This window comes from Noviherbaspirillum sedimenti (assembly GCF_003590835.1).
In the GTDB taxonomy this organism is placed as follows: domain Bacteria; phylum Pseudomonadota; class Gammaproteobacteria; order Burkholderiales; family Burkholderiaceae_D; genus Paucimonas; species Paucimonas sedimenti.
The window spans coordinates 3927637-3944310 of record NZ_QYUQ01000002.1 but is presented as its reverse complement, the minus strand read 5'-3'; the positions used below and the strand labels follow the sequence as shown (position 1 = coordinate 3944310).

Sequence of the window (16674 nt, the reverse complement as noted above, 5' to 3'; positions counted from 1 at the left end):
AAAGATCAGAAAAATGCAATAAAAGACCAGCCCTTATATTGCGCAATGACTTTGCGCTGTGTCGGAATCCATCCCATTCAACGGGGCGTAGCGGCCGAGAACGCCGCTCGCCTGACAGGCACTGAAGAGCATGGCTGGTACCAGCCATGCCAACTGCGCAAGTCATAATGATCCAACTCGACTTCGCCCGCCTCGAAGCATTCCTCGATCGTCCAGCGCATGCCGGCCACTCGCACCAATGTTTCCAGCGGCGTCCTGCGCGGAGCGTAACAGACGTAATACACAAGCTTGCCGTCGGACAGGCTCCGGCGTAACCGCAGCCAACGCGGTCCCGGCATTTGCCACGGCGGCAAGGCAATCCTAGTGGGTCGCTTGGCAACGAAATCGGGATCAGATGGTCAAACCGGCAGAGAGCTGCAGGAGGCGATCATGAGTCGAATCCAAAAGAATCCGCTGCGCACGATGACAGAACAGGAGCAGCAGGTGCTGGAACAGTTGGTCCATTCGCGTAGTGAGCGCAACGATGTCGTGACGTGGGCCAGAGAACTGCTCGCAGTTGCATCGGACCAGACCTATGAGCAAGCTGCGGCCGCAGCCGGGCGCCGCTCAGGCGAGGCCGTCAGCCACTTGGTGGCGCGCTTCAACCAGAAGGGGTTGGCAGCGTTGGCGCCGCATGGCAGTGGCGGACCCAAGCCGACTTACGACGCCTCGGCCCGTGAGCGCATTCTGGCAGAAGCCAGGCGCACGCCGGATCCGCAACGAGATGGGACGGCGACCTGGTCTTTAATGACATTGCGTCGCGCCTTGCGCCGTGCCCCTGATGGGCTCCCCAAGGTCAGCACTTATACGATTGGTCAGGTATTGCACGCGGCCGGCTTTCGCTGGCTGGCAGCGCGCAGCTGGTGTGACACGGGGAAAGCCGTACGCCGGCGCCGCAGCGGCACCGTTATCGTCACTGATCCCGATGCCGAAGCTAAAAAAAAATCTGATTGAACGGGCTTATCGGGAAGGGTCTCGTCTGGGGTTGGCGGTATGGACCCAGGATGAGGCAGGACCTTATCCGACTCGTCCCTATCCGGGGCAGAGCTGGGCCCAACAGGGACAGCCAAAACAGCAGCCGCATGAGTATGTGCGCAATGGCACTGCCAAGTTGCTGACTTTATTCTGTCCGGGCAGTGGCGAGTTACGCGCCAGGGGCGTCTTCCGGGCACCGAATGCGGTGCTGCACCCATGGTTGCAGCAGGAATTGACTGCCATTCTTAGTCAATTAGCGCCGCCTGCGCCGGTGACCAGGGCCAACCATGCGATGTGGGAATCATGGCAGCAGGGATTACAGGCACGGATCACGCTGCCGGCAAAGCTGCCGACGCTTCGTCTGTTACTGGTATGGGATAACTTGCAAGGTCATTTGACGCCGTCTTTGGTGCTATGGCTGTTCTCGCACGGCGTGATGCCTCTCTATACACCGCTGAGTGGTTCATGGCTGAATATGGCGGAGTCGATTCAACGCATTATTGTTCGTCGCGCTCTGGCAGGACAGTACCCGCAAACCCCTGAGCAAATCATTGGGGCGCTGGAAGCGACGGTCACAGGATGGAATCAGGCGCCAACGCCTTTCCATTGGGGTGGCAAACGTTATGCCAGGCGGGTTCGCCATCGGCAACGGCAGCATGCATTGGGAGGATCGGGCGCATGTATGCGTCTATCAATACGATGCCGATCCACTACTTTGCAAAAATATTTATATCGATTTCGTTGCCAAGCGACCCACTAGGCCAATCATTTAGACCCGGCCCTCGGCACCGTCGCCAGCCGACAGCGTGCGCCACTACAGCAACGGCATCGCCCAGTTCTTGCGCAACGTAATCGACCAGGTCGTCGCGTACGGCATTGCAGTTCCAGTGCGCGCGATCGAGCAGATGTCGCGGTAGGAATGCCCATTACTGGACACCCACCGGGCTCTTGCCTTGGGTGATTGGCAGTAAAGCGCACTACCGGCCAAGGAAGAAGGACACGCTCCGGGAAATCTAGGTCTTGGCCAAGGGCGTGACCTTCGCCCATGCCGTGTCGTCCTGCTGGCTGCGGCGCCGCAGCGCACGCCAACGGAATTACGACAAGTGGAAACATCGATCGTTGACTGACCTTTCCGAGATTCCTTATGTAGCCGCACGGCCACGAGGCACCGCCCGCCGGTCCACAAGTCTGGTTGACTTCATTTCGTTCGAGAGATACTATTTGGTCTGACCTTAAATTTGCTGCACCATATGGTCACTTTCCCGGGGTTTGGCTTTTTCCGGCGGGAGCGAGATCCCTCGGAGCGTGCGGCGATTTTCAGTATTGGGAGGAAGAAGAATGATCTTGGAAATGTGTGTTTATCGCTGCGCAGCCGGGCGCTTGCCGGTGCTGCTGAAACGCTTTGAGACTGCGACGCTGCCGCTGTTCGAGAAGCATGGATTCAAGCCGCACGGTTTTTTCACGACCGTGATTGGGGCGTCGCATCAGGAGTTGACGTACATGCTTCGGTGGGAATCGCTCGCCGAAAGGGAAGGCTGCTGGAGAACCTTCCACGCGGACCCTGAATGGATCGCGGCGCGTACGGCGAGCGAAGAAGACGGGTTTATTGTGGCGAACGCATCCAACGAGATTCTGCAACCCACTGCCTTTTCGCCTCTGCGGTGACGGCGCGACACGCTTCCCAATAGTCGGATCTCTGCGAGGGTTTCCTTTCACTTTTCGACGATTGGGCAGCATATTCCCGGTCGCTCGCCCTCGCAGGTGGGATGCGTCATGGACAATGCGGCGATCGGCGTCACTACGGCGTAGGCCCGGAAACGCAAGACCATCGCCTGCAAATCGAAGTGCGCGCACACCTCTTCAGCGTGACACCGATTTGATGTTCCGGCGACGGGCAAGCCTCTTGCGACTTGGATGGAAATGTGGAATTATGGTAAGACCATTAAAATGACCAAGGCATGGAATGCGCCCAAGTTCAAATATTCTCTGCACGGCCCCCGACGAAACGCGACAATAGCGCTGGTAGGGTCATGGTGGCGGCTCTAAAGGAAGGACCGTCGATTACGGAATTAGCAACGGAAATGAAGGCAAGCAAATGAGACTTAAAGGGAAGGTTGCGCTCATCACAGGAGCAGGCGCTGGTATCGGCAGAGCCTGTGCGGAGCTGTTTTGCGAACAGGGTGCCAAGGTGGTGATCGCCGAGCGGGATACGCAGACCGGCGAAGCGGCTGCGGCGGAACTCATCGCGCGTGGATTCGATTGCGTCTTTGTCACAACCGACGTATCGGATTCGGATAGCGTGAAAAACGCGGTGGATACGACGGTTGGGACCTATGGCAAGATTGATGTTCTCTACAATAACGCGGGCGGGTCGACCCTTGCGGATGGTCGGTTGACCGAGACGTCCTTCGACGAGTTCTGGAACAAGATGCGGGTGGACTTGTTCGGTGTTTGGGCCGGTTGCCGCTACGCATTGCCGCACATGATGGAAGCGGGCGGCGGCGCGGTCATCAACGCCACCTCCGTGCTAGCGCTGCAGGGCTCGCCGGGACGCGATGCGTACACGACCGCCAAGGGCGGCATCATCGCTCTGACCCGCTCCTTGGCCGTCGAATATGCGCCCCACGGCATCCGGGTAAATGCGATCGCCCCCGGAGTGACAACCACCGAACGCGTAAAAAAGCGGCTCGCTCAGGCCAACGCGGGCGCGATGCGGACCTCGAACCGAAGCCTGCTGGGTACTATCGAACCCAGAGAAATCGCGTATGCGGTCCAGTTCCTCGCCTCGGATGAGGCAAAGAAGATCACCGGTCAGGTCTTGGTCGTGGATAGCGGTCTAACAATTTCCTGACAAGGACGGAGAACAAACAGGTGCGCCGAAACGAATTAATCGGGAATCAGATCCATGTCGAAACCATCGGCGAAGGAGAGCCTGCGCTGCTCTTCGTCCACGGATTTTGCTGCGACAGCACCGACTGGTCGGGCCTCGTCGAGCGGCTGTCCGACCGGTTTCGCTGCATCACGGTTGATCTGCCGGGGCATGGCCGCTCGGCAAGCACGGCGGCAACCATGGCCGCCGCCGGGGCTGCTGTGAACGAGGCCAAGGCGCGTTCCGGATCTGACAAGGTGATTGTCATTGGGCACAGCCTTGGAACGAAGGTGATCCGCGAGGCGCATCGACAGTCGCCCGACGGTGTCGTCGGCATGATCCTGGTGGACGGCAGTCTTTATGTCAGCGACCGGCAGACGATGCTGGACAACGCCAATGCGGCGGTTTCGGTCGGCATGGAGGCGTTCCTGCGAGGTCTTTTTGCCCGCATGTTCGATGCAGATTCCCCGCCTGCGGAACTTGACCGCCTGACCCGTCGTGCACTGGATCGGGATCTGGACTTTGCTCGCGCACTGTTCCTCGATTCCGTCAATTGGGACTCGATATATGCCCGGCGAACCATCGAGGCACTATCCGTGCCGGCGCTTGTTATTCAGGCCACTACGTTCGACTCGCATTTCCGGTGGCAACTACTTCCGCCCGGAGAGACGACGTCGCTAATCGAAACGATGCGGAGCATCGTACCCGACTTCGATGCCGTTGTGGTTCCCAATGCCGGACATTTCGTCATGCACGACGCCCCCGACGTAACGGCTGAAACCATCGCAACGTTTGCATCGCGCATGACTGAAAAAGCCTGACGACGAACCCCGCACACTGAGGAGCAATTTTCAGCAGTGTTGCCCGGCGGCGATGTTGCGCCGGGCCTATTCAGCTTCTCCCAAGGCTCGCGCCGTTACGTCCGTCGACAGATCCAGTTCCTGTGCATAGGAGGTGACGTGGCGCATCATGCGGCGACGGGCAGCGTCGGCATCGCCCGCTTCGATCGCTTTGGTGATTTTCCGGTGCGCCTGCGCCACGGTCTTACGGGTCTCTAGATTGAATTCCTCGCGTTCCGTGGCCGAATAAAGCGCCGAAGAGATCGAGGTCATGAACGACAGGAATAGCGGGTTCTGGCTGGCCCGCACGATCCCTAGATGCCAGTGCAAGTTCCATTCGGAAAACTTCTCGATGTCATCGATCACTTTGTCGGCCTCAGCCAGCATCTCGTTGAGTTGTGCCAAATCTTCTTCCGTTCGGAACCGCGCAGCCTGGGCGGCCGCCACAGGTTCAATTGCCGAGCGCACCGCTACAAGGTCGACGAATCGGACGTCGTGACCTTGAATGAAAAGATCAACTGAATTGCTGATGGTCTTAGTGCTTGGCGCGAGCACATAGGAACCGCCCAGACGCCCGCGCCGGACCTCGGTCAACCCCTTTGCCCCAAGAATGCGCAGCGCCTCCCGCACGGTGGCACGGCTGACGCTATACTGGACCATCAGATCCCGTTCGCTCGGCAGGGATTCCCCCACGCTCAACCAGCCCTGAATGATCTCCTCTTGCAGGATTTCCGCCAGCGCACTCGAACGCAGCCCCGAATCACTGCCAGAGGCGACAGCCATCAATTTCCTACTCTTCGTGCGAGCTTTATTCGTCATTGTCTTTATGAAATTGTCCGATCAAACCAGTCAGTACTCCTAAGCGTGGCGCAATTGCCAGTGCGAGAAACCTATCGTGATTTCGATTGGCTGGCACCGCATATGCGCGGAATTGCAAAACAAATGAACATAACATTTTTGGCTTAACCGCAACATACTCCACCGTTGCGGATCCTCAGTCCTGACACCATTGTCGTTGCCTTGCGCTCACCATTCCATTAATGGCATGGCCATTAATGCGAGTATGCACATTTTACTACACGAGGGAGTAAATCCGTGAAGGTCTCGATGACTGTCAAGCGCGTGATCGATTACAACATGAACACTTACGCAAAGGCGGACGATTCAGGTGTCGATCTTGCGAAAGTAACGATGTCGATGAACGAGTTGGACGACATCGCACTGCGAGAGGCGGTGTGACTGAAGGAAGCGGGCGTCGCCGCTGAAGTGGTGGCGTTGAGCTGCGGCGATCGCGATCGCCATTGACTGGGGCGCTCAAACGAACGCGGCAGAGCGCTTCCAGCCGCATCGTTGTATCAAGGTTTCCGCATAAAGCCAAGCGAGCTGCTCTTCGCTCAGCCCTTGGACCTCGGCAAGGTAATTGGCGCCCTCCCAATAGCTGTGTAGCCCGGCGGTGCGAGTATAGTCGCCACCCCAAGACAGCCGGTCGACGCCAAAGGCCGCGACGACCTGAAGAATCGGTGGCCAGATATCGCGGAACGGATAGGCCTCGACGGAAAGCGCGGGTAGGCCTGTGAGCTTGACACCTACATTTTTCAGCTCGGCAAGCTCCAAAATAGCGGGCAGATTCTCGAAAGGAGCTTCATGACGGAAACCAACGATCGGCGGCGCCAGTCCCACACCGAGATGATTCATGTAAAAGAATACGCCCGGAGTCCGCTTGATGAGATTGAACACCTGCTTATTCACGGCCGGGAGCATGACGACGAGGCGAAGATCGCTGCACACCTTCAATACGTCATCGAATTCGCCGCGAGCGATGCGATCGGGGTCGCGCATTTGCGGAACCCGGATGCCCAGCAGACCGCGCTTTGTTGCCGCCGCCAGTTGGTCCGCGAGTGCGAGATCGGTATGATCAACAACGCCGATCACTTGGAACCGCTCAGGATCGCGCTCGGCCGCCGCGAGCTCCAGTTCGTTATTTACACCATATACACCGAGCGTGGTCAGCAGTACTCCGTCCACTGCCGCCTCTGCCATCTCGGCCAGAACCATTTCAGGGGTATTGGTCTGCCCGGCATGTTGCAGGAACGACGATCTGTCCCGGTTGGTCTGCCTGTAAGCAGGGTCCCAGGGCCGGCTTGGCCGGTCGGAATACCAGACGTGAACCTGTGCATCGAGTTTCAGCATGACGTTAAAACCTTGGATTTGGAGTGCAAACGTTGCGGGCAGAACCGTTGTGATGGATCCCGCGCATAAATGCCTGGTTCTTGATTCCCTACCAGTCGGAGCGATATCAGTGCAGACTCAAGCCATCGATCCGCACAAGGGGCCACTAAGTCCGATGGCGGGTTCCGCCAGTTACCCACGCCTCCCCTCACTCGCCTGAGCAGGCCGACGCGACGACGGTCCGAAGGCGCCGCCTCGAAACGCGCTCCATTCCGCCTGAAGCGCATCCCGATCCTCGGGTGCGGCAATCGCGATGAGCGCCTCAGCGCGCTGATCCATGCTGAGATTCTTGAGTTGGGCAACTCCGAATTCTGTCACGATGAGATCCACCTCGGTTTTCGTCGCTGTGACCGAGGCCGGAGTGGATAGGCTGAAGACGATGCCTGGCGATGTCGATTTTCCTGCACTCGCCTGCAACGCCACAATCGCCCGGCCCGTCGGGTTCATCGATGCGCCACGCAGGAAATCCGGGAAGCCACCAGGGACCGAGATGAACCGCCCGTCAATCATTTCCGAGTTGATCTGCCCGAATAGATCAATTTGTAGAGTCGCATTGACCGAATAGAAACGATCAACGCCGATCAATGCCTCCAATTTGTGCGTTCTGCTGCAGGGCTGGAAGCTGAAGCGAGGGTTCTTGTGCACTTGCGCATAGAGTTCGGAGGAGCCGATTGCGACGCCCGTTACAATGGGTTTCGACCGATCCAATACACCCTGATCCTCCATGTAGAGAATGTCATCGTCCACGAGACCAGAAATGACCCCGATGTTCCTGTGTTCGGTCAACCTCCGCGAGACCGCCTGCGGAATCTTGCCGATTCCGAGCTGGATCGTCGCGCCGTCGGGGATCAGGTCTGCGATAGCGCGCCCGATGGTTTCGATGCTTGGGTTGGCCTCGGCCGCCTTCGGAGCCGGCGGGGACAAGAGATCGTGTTCCAGCCCGAATACTGCGCTGAACGCATCGAGCGGGATCGTCGTATCTCCAAAAGTATATGGCATCTTCGGATTCACCACACCGATCAGCCGCTTCACCCTTCCTCGGAACAACGGCAGGAAGTCGCACTGCACACCTAGGCTAACCCGCCCCTGGTCGTCCGGGGGCGAGACCATGACGACCGCGGCGTCGAAGTTGATCGTATTCCGGAGCCAGTTCGAAATCTGCGAATACGTCCACGGGCAGAGATCCACGAGCCCAGCTGACAAGTGCTGCTTGATCTCCTTGTTGAGGAAGAAGGTCCTGCACCTCCGCCCGGAAACGGGCGATGCATAGGACCGCGTGTTCAACAAAGGGCTGAGGATGCCCGTCACCGTCGCACCGGGAAGAGAATTCCCCAACAGTTCGGGAAGGCCGACGATTTCGGCGGAACAGCCCGAGACATAAATTTCCCGAGCCGGCCCGATCGCGTCGACGAGCCCATTGCCAGTTAAGTCTTTCATTTCGCGTGCTCTCCGACCCGAAATCAATAGCTCTTCTTTTGGCCCAACACCTTCTCGGCGATGAACGACAGAATGAGCTGCTCGGACACTGGCGCGATGCGGTACACCAAGACCTCGCGCAGAAGCCGCTCAACCTGGTACTCACGCGAATAGCCCAAACCGCCATGTGTCAGCACCGCGGTTTCGCAAGCCTTGTACGCAGCGCGCGCGCCGATGAACTTCGCGGCATTCGCCTCGGCGCCGCACGGTTTGTCGGCATCGTAGAGCCACGCTGCCTTCATTGCCATGTTCAGCGCCGCTTCTAGCTCAATCCAGTTCTCAGCCAACGGGTGCTGAATACCCTGGTTCTGCCCGATCTGGCGACCGAAGACCACCCGCTCCTGCGCGTAGCGGGCAGCGCGCTGCAATGCGTCCTGACCGATGCCGATTGCTTCGGCGGCAACGATAATACGTTCCGGGTTAAGACTGTGCAGAAGATACGAAAAACCTTTCCCTTCCTCACCGATCCGGTGCCCATCGGGAACGAAATAGTCGTCGATAAACGTCGCGTTCGAATCCACAGCCGCGCGACCCATCTTCCGAATGCGCTTCACTTCGATCTTCGAGCGGTCTAGATCGGTGTAGAAGATTGTCATGCCGTCGGTAGGCTTCTTACATTGCTCGATCGGCGTCGTGCGCGCGAGGACCAGTATCTTGCTAGCAACCTGTGCCGTCGAGGTCCAGAGCTTTCGGCCATTGATGATGTAGCCGCCATCCACCTTGCGCGCGAACGTTTTTATCCGCGTGGTATCTAGTCCGGCATCCGGCTCCGTCACCCCGAAGCAGACCTGATCCTCGCCGCTGACGAGGCGGGGAATCCATTCGGCCTTCTGCTCGTCAGTGCCGAACACGACGATTGGATGGGGGCCGAAGAGGTTGATGTGGATGGTCGAGACCGCGCCCGAGCCACCGCCGTGCTTGGCGACCTCGTTCATCATGATGGCAGCCTCGGTCACGCCAAGGCCGGCCCCGCCATATTGCTCGGGCATCGTGATGCCAAGCCAGCCCGCCTCAGCCATGGCGCGGTGAAACTCAAAAGGAAACTCTTCCTTGTCTTCCTTCTCGGACCAATAATGGTCGTCGAACCGCTTGGCGACATCTGCCACCGCATCTCGGATTGCTTGTTGTTCGTCGGTAAATTCGAAATTCATCTGTTTTCATCTCCACGAAGTCGTATCGGCCGAAGCCAAAATCTGGTTTTGGGCGCGCTTATCCAGCGCAGTTGCGCTCAGACGACGCCCATGTCCTTCAGGGTGCCCAGTTCCTCGGGGCTTACGCCAAGCCACGCGGAATAAACCAGCTCATTGTCATCCCCCGGCATTTTGCTGGGCGTCAGGGTTGTTTGTTCCGTGCCGGGGAAAATCATCGGTCCTGTCGGAAGAACGACATTGCCCAATTCGGGATGGTCGATTCGCTGCAGAGTGCCACGGGCGTGCATGTGCGGATCGTTAACGACCTCGTCGATTTCGCGCACCGGAGCACACGGGATGCGCTTTGCGGTGAGAAGCCGTACGAGGTCGTCCTTGGTGAACTGAGACGTCCAACCGTTGATAATGCTGTCAAGCTCGTTGATGTTGTCAACACGTGCCTGCAGATCGACGAATTTCGGATCATTCAGCATATCCATCCGGCCCATCGTCTCGAGCAGGGATTCCCAATGCTTTTCGCTGACGCAGAGCAGCGCCACCCAGCCATCGCGGCAGGTGTAGACGTTGTACGGCGCCTCGGCCATGCCACCGTGACGGTTTCCGGTCCGCGGCGGATTCTGCCCCTTCGAGCCATAGTAGAGGCCGAGCGTCGAACTGAGCGACGGGTAGACCGACTCGAGCATCGACACCTCGACCTGAGAGCCCCGCCCTGTCCGCTCCCGGCCGAACAGTGCGGTCATCACCGCGCCATACAGATGGATCCCGCCGAAGAAGTCGCACAGCGCCGGGCCTGCCTTGACCGGCGGCAGGTCGGGGAAACCTGTCGACGCCATCACACCCGACATCGCCTGGATTGTCAGGTCCATTGCAAGCATGTCTCTGTTCGGGCCGTAGGAGCCATAGCCCGTACCTGACGCATAGATCAGTTTCGGATTGATGGCCGACAGTTCCTTATAGCCAACCCCGAGCCGGTCCGTCGTCCCCGGCGCGAAGTTCTCGAGGAGAATGTCAGCCTTCTCGACCATCTTCTTCAGAAGGTCGACGCCCTCTTTCGCCTTGAGGTTCAGCGTGACGAATTCCTTATTCGAGTTCAGCATGGCGAAGGGCAGCATTGCGCCACCTACAGCACCGCGCCGACGCATCTTCTCACCGCCAAGCGGCTCTATCTTGATTACGCGCGCACCGGCCATCGCCATAAGGAACGTGGCGTAGGGGCCGTTGTAAATCTGCCCCAGATCGATGACAGTCACCCCATCGAGCGGGCGTTTCATTAGGCCCTCGGCCACAGCCGCGGCATCTCCAGCAAATTCATTCGGCATAACATGCTCCTCACTGTGCGTTAGGCGAGCAACCTTCTCGGCCGCTACGCTCCGTTGAATGGGTTTGATTCTGACACAGCCCGAGTCATTGCGCAATATAAGGTCGGACCATTTTTTGTTTTTTTACGCACTTCCGCAGCGGACATCCGGATCGAATTGTGCGGACGCCACGATCAGCGGACCGCTGTCGGCCGCCGATACCTGTGCCGCATGGCTGCGGACCGTGCTGCGATGATTCGCATCGAACTTAGTTATTGATCCGTCTTGGGGTTATTGATGTTGAATTTCCTTGCTGCATCGTTGCAAGGTAGAGGCTATGGCGCTGGAATTTCACATGGCGTACCGACGTCCAATGCAATTGGCGTTGGATACGGAGGATTGTGCCATGGAACGCAGTGATAGCCGCTTGCTGCCGGTGGCGGTGCTCAACGAACGGCGACGGCGCGCCGTCGTGTTGCGCCTTTCCGGCATGACGCTCGACGAGGTGAGCAGCTTGTGCGAATTGAATAAAAATACCGTCATTGGCGCCATGAAAGCGTATCGCGCAGGCGGCTGGGAAGCGGTCGCGGTGCAAGAACATCGTGGACCGAACCAGGGTCAAGGCTGCTTGCTCAATGCGCAACAGCAAAAGGCGATCCAGAGGTTGATCCACGAGCACACGCCGGACGAACTGGGATTGCCATGGGCGCTGTGGAGCAGGCCGGCGGCAAGTGCCCTGATTGCGCGCGAATGCGAGGTCAGGCTGGCGGTACGCACGGTGGGCAGCTACCTGAAACATTGGGGATTTTCGCCGCAAAAGCCGCTCAACAAGTCGTACGAGCAGAACCCGGCGGCGGTACAACGGTGGCTCAACGAAGACTACCCGGCCATCGTGCGGCGCGCGGCAGCCGAAGACGGCGAGATTTACTGGGGTGACGAAACGGGCTTGCGCAACGACGATGTGCGTGGCCGCAGTTATGCCCCGCAAGACGAAACGCCGGTGGTGAAGCCACGCCACCGGCGCGAAAAGGTGGGCGTGATCTCGGCGGTGACCAATCGCGGCGTGGTGCGTTGGATACTGCTGGAGAAGGCGATCAATGCGGCGCTGCTGATCGAATTCCTGAAACGCCTGGCCGGGGATGCGGAGCGCAAGGTGTTCCTGATCCTGGACAATTTGCGGGTGCATCATGCGCCGTCTGTGGCCGCCTGGCTGGAGGCGCATCGCGACAGGATCGAAGTGTTTTATCTGCCGTCGTACAGTCCGGAATTGAATCCGGACGAATTATTGCCGCCATCTGTTGTTCACCGCCTGACAGGCTGGACGCCAACTGGTGAGACCTATCCTTCAAACGCGGAAACAAATTGTAGACAAACTCCAGCCGCATCGCGAATTCGAGCTATATCGGCGCCATCAACCCGCCCGCCAGTGCGGCGAGGATCGTGGCACAGACGAAGCCCATGCTCTGAACGGCCGACGTGGGGATGCCCATTAGGCTCGCGGTTTCCCGATCCTGCGCGACCGCACGCATGGCGAGGCCCCATTTGGTCTTTTTCATGAGAACGCAAAACAGGGTCAGCACAACAAGAGCTGCAATGCCCACTGCCAAATGATCCAGCGACACAATGGCATTATCAAGCGAAAGCGTGCCGGAAATTGGACGGTTGACGGCCTGCTCCGAAGGACCGAATAGGATCAACACCAGCGACTGAAGAGTGATTGCAATGCCAAGTGTCGTAATCATGCTGCTCATCTCGTCGCTCGCGACCGAGCGCAACACGAACCTCTCGAGCAGGTAGCCAAGGACAATGGCAACCACCACCGCGGCAGCGATCGCGACCGCATAGGGCAGCCCCAAGAATCCGTAGAACACGAGCACCGCGAACGCGCCCACCATGTAGAACTCACCGTGTGCAAAATTCACGATACGCATCATGCCAAAGACGAGCGTAAACCCGAGCGCCATCAGCATGTAGACGAGCGCGCTTAATAATCCGTTGACGAAAATCTGCTCAAGGACGGGCACAATTGTCTCCCTCGTTTTTACAGTAACGCTGGCCGCGTTGCTGCACGCGACCAGCTCCCGTCTCGTTTTATTTTACCGGGCTGATTACGAACGGCTCACCGCTGCGAATCGTGCCGATATAGTTAACCGACATGATCTGCGCGTCCACGCCAATCGTATTCATTCCGCCGAAGGTCATCGTTTCGCCCTGCAGCGACTGCATCGGCAACGCGTTTTTTAGAGCAGCCCGAACCGTTTGCGGATTCTTGGGGACGCCGGAGAGTTTGATCGCCTTCAGCAGCACCTTCGTCGCATCGTAATACGGCACGATCAGCTCGTTGGGTTCCTGGCCGTATTGTTTGACGAAGACCTCCTTTAGCCTCTTGAATTCCTTATTATTCGGATCGGCATAGAGCATGTTGATTACGCCCTCGGCGGCTTTCGCCCCGGCAGCTGCGACGATTTCCTTGGGACCCGATCCTCCTAAGGCTGAGATCTGCCCTGAGAAGCCCAGTCCCCGAAGCTGCCGGGTGATCAGGCCCGCCGTTGCAGGGGAAGTGGGCCCGAGGTCGATGATGTCGGGCTTCGTGGCGATAATCCTCGTCAGGATCGGCAGAAAGTCCTTCTGCGATCGTTCATAAAGTTCGCGCGCAGAAATATTGTAGCCAGCGTCGTTGAACGCCTTTGCCGTGAATTCTACAAAGTCCCAACCGGTCTCGTCGTTAGGGTAGAGAAGCGTAACCTTCTTTCCACCGATATGTTTTCTCATCCAGGAAACAATAGGAGGGACGTAGTCGCGTGGCGTACTATAAAGGCGAACAATGTGCTTGGTCTTGGGATCGATGATCTTACTGGAATAAGCCGAGGTCAGAAGGAGGACATCATCACTCTCGATCTTTTCCTTCAACGCCATCGTCGATGCCGAACTCATTGTCATGAGATACTTGACACCCTCATCATGCACGAGGCGGTTATAGGCTGAAATGGCCTCCGAAGCCTTGTACTGGTCGTCATAGACCTTCACATCAATCCGGTACTTGGTCCCATTAATGTCGAGACCGCCATTGGCATTTACCTCGTCGGCCGCATACCTGACCCCCGCCGACCCGGCAACCCCCCAAGCTGCCCCCGGCCCGGTCATCATGCCGATGACGCCGATAGAAACAGTCTCCGCAGCTGATGCTGTCGCAAGCAAGCCGCCAGCAATTAGCGTAGCCGTCATCTTGATAATCAACTTCATTTGCCCCTCCTTTTTATGGTCTGCTGCGAGTTGTAATGCATCCGACGCCCTCCTCCGGATCGACGCGCGGTTGTGACTGCCCGCACGACCCGGATGTCTTTAAGCATCCAAATTAAATGGTAATACCAATTAATGAATAGGGTCAAGTGGAAAATCATCTTGCTTATCAACGGGACCGCCGGAGTTCGACAGTTAATCGCGCAACTATCTGATTTTATTGAGAGCGCTGTTGAAACGCTTCGCTACAACAGCGTCAGCTGCTGGGGTGCGAGCGGTTTTTTCATGCGCAGGGCACTGAGGACCTCGCTCTGATCGGCGGTGATGGAGCACCGACCATCGCCACAAGGAACGTGGCGTAGGGGCCGTTGTAAATCTGCCCCAGATCGATGACAGTCACCCCATCGAGGGGGCGTTGCATTGGTGCGCCGGCCACAGCCGTGGTGTCTCCAGAAAATTCATTCGGCATAAATGCTCCCCACTGTGCGTTAGGCGAGCAACCTTCTCGGCCGCTACGCCCCGTTGAATTGAATGGATTTTGACATAGTCAAAGTCATTACGAAAAATAAGGTCCGACCTTTTATTGCTTTTTTTCTCGCGCACGTGTATGGTTGCTTCTAGCGAAGCCCACAAATGCCGGTTTCCGCCGGCAATGACGACTAATGGAGGATAAGATGCCCAAAGGAGGGTCCACATTGAATAGCGTAGTCGACCGAACCCCTCACGCTGCGACGAGCGGCACTGTGCCGCTTTCTATCGCGGCGATTCTCGCGCCGTCGGACGCGAACTCCTGCATGAACCAGCGGGGGGCACAATGAAGACGCCCATCCGTTCGTTCCTTTTCGTGCCAGCCGATAGTGAAAAGAAGATAGGCAAAGCCATGCAGTCCTCGGCTGATGCCCTAGTCCTTGACCTCGAGGATTCGGTTATGCCGGCTCGCAAGAAGATTGCGCGCGAGGCGATGGCCGAACTGCTTGCGTCGCCGCCGGCAGAGTACCGCGGAGAGCTATGGGTTCGGATTAACCCACTGACGATGGAATATGCGCTCGACGATCTCTGCGCCGTCGTGGCGCCCACACTCGCGGGCATCCTGCTGCCAAAAACCACGGGGCCGCGCGATGTCGAGACCGCGTCCAACTACATCTCGGCAATCGCAGCGAAGACGGGGCTGACCAATGATGAGATTGGCATTCTTGCGGTTTCGACCGAAACCGCGGCCGCGCCGTTTGCGCTCGGCGATTATCATAAGGCGACGCTACCGCGCCTTTGGGGGCTGACCTGGGGCGCCGAAGATCTGAGCAGTGCCATCGGCGCGGCCACCAACAAGGGGCCCGATGGCGATTGGGCCTTCACCTACCGGATGGTCCGCAGCCAGTGCCTGCTCGCAGCCAAGGCGTGCGGCGTCCAGTGCATCGAAACGCTGTATGCGGATTTCCGAAATTCTGAAGGCCTGCGCGCAAGCTGCATCGAGGCGCTTCGCGAAGGCTTTACCGGCCGGTTCGCTATCCACCCCTCGCAAGTCGACGTGATCAACGAGGCGTTCATGCCGAGTCCGGCCGACGTCGAGCATGCCCGGCGTGTGATCGCGGCTTTTGATGCCGCAGGTGATTCCGGGACGGTCGGCCTTGACGGCCAGATGCTGGACATTCCGCACCTCAACCAGGCCAGAAAGGTTCTCGCCCTTCACGCAGCTTTCGGGGGAGCGGCCTGAGCGCACATTGGAAACGCGCGCCACAATCCCCCATGGCTGCGTCGGGACACCCATCAATGATAGTCGGTAATAAGGAGAAAGAAAGCATGACAAATAAAATTGCCTTGGTGACAGGTGGTGCGAGCGGAATCGGCCTCGCCACTGTCAAATTGTTAGCCAAACGCGGCAACCGCGTGGTGGTGGCTGACCGCAACCGCGAGCTGCTGGACAACACAGTTTCAGAGCTCACCGCCGCAGGCTGTGACGTTTTCGGGATGGAGCTGGACGTGACGGATCGTGCTGACTGCGTCCGGCGTGCTTTGCACTTGCGCGCGGCATACGGATCGGTATCGGTTGTGGTCAACTGCGCGGGCGTCGCCGGCAAGTCGCAGATCGGCGACGAAAACTCGGGCGCCGGCTGGGACCGGAATATCGGCATCAACCTAACCGGCAGCTACAACGTTATTGCCGCCTGGGTGGACCAACTCAAGGTCGCCGAGAATGGCGCCATCGTCAACATCTCTTCGGTGGTCGGCCTGAGAAGTGGATTAGCCGAGGTCGGTTATGCGGCTTCGAAGGGCGGAGTTCTGGCCTTGACGCGTCAGCTGTGCCGCGAACTCGCACCTTTCGGAATCCGCGTGAACTGCATTGCGCCCGGATACATCGAAACCCCAATGCTGCAGGGGAACTTGGGCAATATGCAGGGCCTAATGGACATCCACTGTCCGATGCGCCGCCTTGGGCAACCCGATGAAATCGCCGAGGCGATCGCATTTCTTGCCTCGGATGCCGCAAGCTATATCAGCGGGGCGACACTGCCGGTGGATGGCGGCTATTTGTGTATCTGAGGCAGTTCGGCCAATTCAAGGAG

The 16674-nt window shown here is 58.2% G+C and carries 15 protein-coding genes and 3 pseudogenes; 9 read left to right on the top strand and 9 right to left on the bottom strand.

Annotated features, from left to right (window positions below; translation table 11 throughout):
- Nucleotides 1-77: 77 nt before the first annotated feature.
- Nucleotides 78-338, bottom strand: coding sequence for a hypothetical protein (locus tag D3878_RS23565; protein WP_147384034.1), 261 nt, complete (start codon nucleotides 336-338; stop codon nucleotides 78-80).
- Between the two features lie 91 nt (nucleotides 339-429).
- Here D3878_RS23565 and D3878_RS18295 point away from each other — a divergent pair, with 91 nt between their 5' ends.
- The 5 genes from D3878_RS18295 (at nucleotide 430) to D3878_RS18275 (ending at nucleotide 4704) form a co-directional block, all read left to right on the top strand.
- Nucleotides 430-993, top strand: coding sequence for a helix-turn-helix domain-containing protein (locus D3878_RS18295; RefSeq protein WP_119786791.1), 564 nt, complete (start codon nucleotides 430-432; stop codon nucleotides 991-993).
- Entirely contained in the window at nucleotides 965-1774 is an 810-nt protein-coding gene (locus D3878_RS18290; RefSeq protein ID WP_199688205.1) for a transposase, read from the top strand. Before D3878_RS18295 ends, D3878_RS18290 begins: the two co-directional genes overlap by 29 nt.
- Before the next feature lie 578 nt (nucleotides 1775-2352).
- Entirely contained in the window at nucleotides 2353-2679 is a 327-nt protein-coding gene (locus D3878_RS18285; RefSeq protein ID WP_119786790.1) for an NIPSNAP family protein, read from the top strand.
- Nucleotides 2680-3109: 430 nt separating this feature from the next.
- On the top strand, nucleotides 3110-3865 hold the full coding sequence (locus D3878_RS18280; RefSeq protein WP_119786789.1) for an SDR family NAD(P)-dependent oxidoreductase: 756 nt from the start codon (nucleotides 3110-3112) through the stop codon (nucleotides 3863-3865).
- A 20-nt stretch (nucleotides 3866-3885) separates the two neighbouring features.
- Entirely contained in the window at nucleotides 3886-4704 is an 819-nt protein-coding gene (locus tag D3878_RS18275) for an alpha/beta fold hydrolase (RefSeq protein ID WP_158592317.1), read from the top strand.
- A 66-nt stretch (nucleotides 4705-4770) separates the two neighbouring features.
- Here D3878_RS18275 and D3878_RS18270 read toward each other — a convergent pair whose 3' ends face one another.
- Nucleotides 4771-5505, bottom strand: coding sequence for a FadR/GntR family transcriptional regulator (locus D3878_RS18270; RefSeq protein WP_158592316.1), 735 nt, complete (start codon nucleotides 5503-5505; stop codon nucleotides 4771-4773).
- Nucleotides 5506-5817: 312 nt separating this feature from the next.
- Here D3878_RS18270 and D3878_RS24670 point away from each other — a divergent pair.
- Nucleotides 5818-5958, top strand: a pseudogene (locus D3878_RS24670) (electron transfer flavoprotein subunit beta/FixA family protein); the annotation flags it as partial.
- A gap of 78 nt (nucleotides 5959-6036) precedes the next feature.
- Here the strand turns inward: D3878_RS24670 and D3878_RS18265 are convergent.
- The 4 genes from D3878_RS18265 to D3878_RS18250 all read right to left on the bottom strand — a co-directional run bounded on the left by D3878_RS18265 (nucleotide 6037) and on the right by D3878_RS18250 (nucleotide 10894).
- The gene (locus D3878_RS18265; protein ID WP_119786786.1) at nucleotides 6037-6912 is read right to left on the bottom strand and encodes an amidohydrolase family protein; all 876 of its coding nucleotides are present in this window, start codon (nucleotides 6910-6912) and stop codon (nucleotides 6037-6039) included.
- Nucleotides 6913-7083: 171 nt separating this feature from the next.
- A complete protein-coding gene (locus tag D3878_RS18260) occupies nucleotides 7084-8388 on the bottom strand; it encodes an acetyl-CoA hydrolase/transferase family protein (RefSeq protein ID WP_119786785.1) in 1305 nt (434 codons plus the stop codon).
- A 23-nt stretch (nucleotides 8389-8411) separates the two neighbouring features.
- Complete coding sequence (locus D3878_RS18255; RefSeq protein ID WP_119786784.1) at nucleotides 8412-9578, bottom strand: acyl-CoA dehydrogenase family protein; 1167 nt, start codon at nucleotides 9576-9578, stop codon at nucleotides 8412-8414.
- Nucleotides 9579-9655: 77 nt separating this feature from the next.
- Nucleotides 9656-10894, bottom strand: a complete 1239-nt coding sequence (locus D3878_RS18250) for a CaiB/BaiF CoA transferase family protein (protein WP_233556384.1) — start codon at nucleotides 10892-10894, stop codon at nucleotides 9656-9658.
- 316 nt (nucleotides 10895-11210) lie between these two features.
- On the opposite strand from D3878_RS18250, the pseudogene D3878_RS24430 reads away from it, so the two are divergent.
- Nucleotides 11211-12101: pseudogene (locus tag D3878_RS24430) on the top strand (IS630 family transposase); the annotation flags it as partial.
- Between the two features lie 49 nt (nucleotides 12102-12150).
- Here the strand turns inward: D3878_RS24430 and D3878_RS24425 are convergent.
- From D3878_RS24425 to D3878_RS18235, 3 genes and pseudogenes are all read right to left on the bottom strand, one after another.
- Nucleotides 12151-12252 (bottom strand): annotated as a pseudogene (locus D3878_RS24425) (ABC transporter ATP-binding protein); the annotation flags it as partial.
- A gap of 18 nt (nucleotides 12253-12270) precedes the next feature.
- Nucleotides 12271-12897: a branched-chain amino acid ABC transporter permease gene (locus D3878_RS24420; protein WP_119786782.1), complete on the bottom strand. Its 627-nt coding sequence runs from the start codon at nucleotides 12895-12897 to the stop codon at nucleotides 12271-12273.
- Between the two features lie 67 nt (nucleotides 12898-12964).
- Nucleotides 12965-14116: an ABC transporter substrate-binding protein gene (locus tag D3878_RS18235; RefSeq protein ID WP_119786781.1), complete on the bottom strand. Its 1152-nt coding sequence runs from the start codon at nucleotides 14114-14116 to the stop codon at nucleotides 12965-12967.
- An 811-nt stretch (nucleotides 14117-14927) separates the two neighbouring features.
- Between D3878_RS18235 and D3878_RS18230 the strand changes: the two genes are divergently transcribed.
- Together D3878_RS18230 and D3878_RS18225 are read left to right on the top strand one after the other, a co-directional pair.
- Nucleotides 14928-15824 carry an HpcH/HpaI aldolase/citrate lyase family protein gene (locus D3878_RS18230; RefSeq protein ID WP_119786780.1) on the top strand — a complete coding sequence of 299 codons (897 nt, stop codon included), beginning with the start codon at nucleotides 14928-14930 and terminating at the stop codon, nucleotides 15822-15824.
- An 86-nt stretch (nucleotides 15825-15910) separates the two neighbouring features.
- Nucleotides 15911-16651, top strand: coding sequence for an SDR family NAD(P)-dependent oxidoreductase (locus D3878_RS18225; protein WP_158592314.1), 741 nt, complete (start codon nucleotides 15911-15913; stop codon nucleotides 16649-16651).
- The last annotated feature ends 23 nt before the right edge of the window (nucleotides 16652-16674 follow it).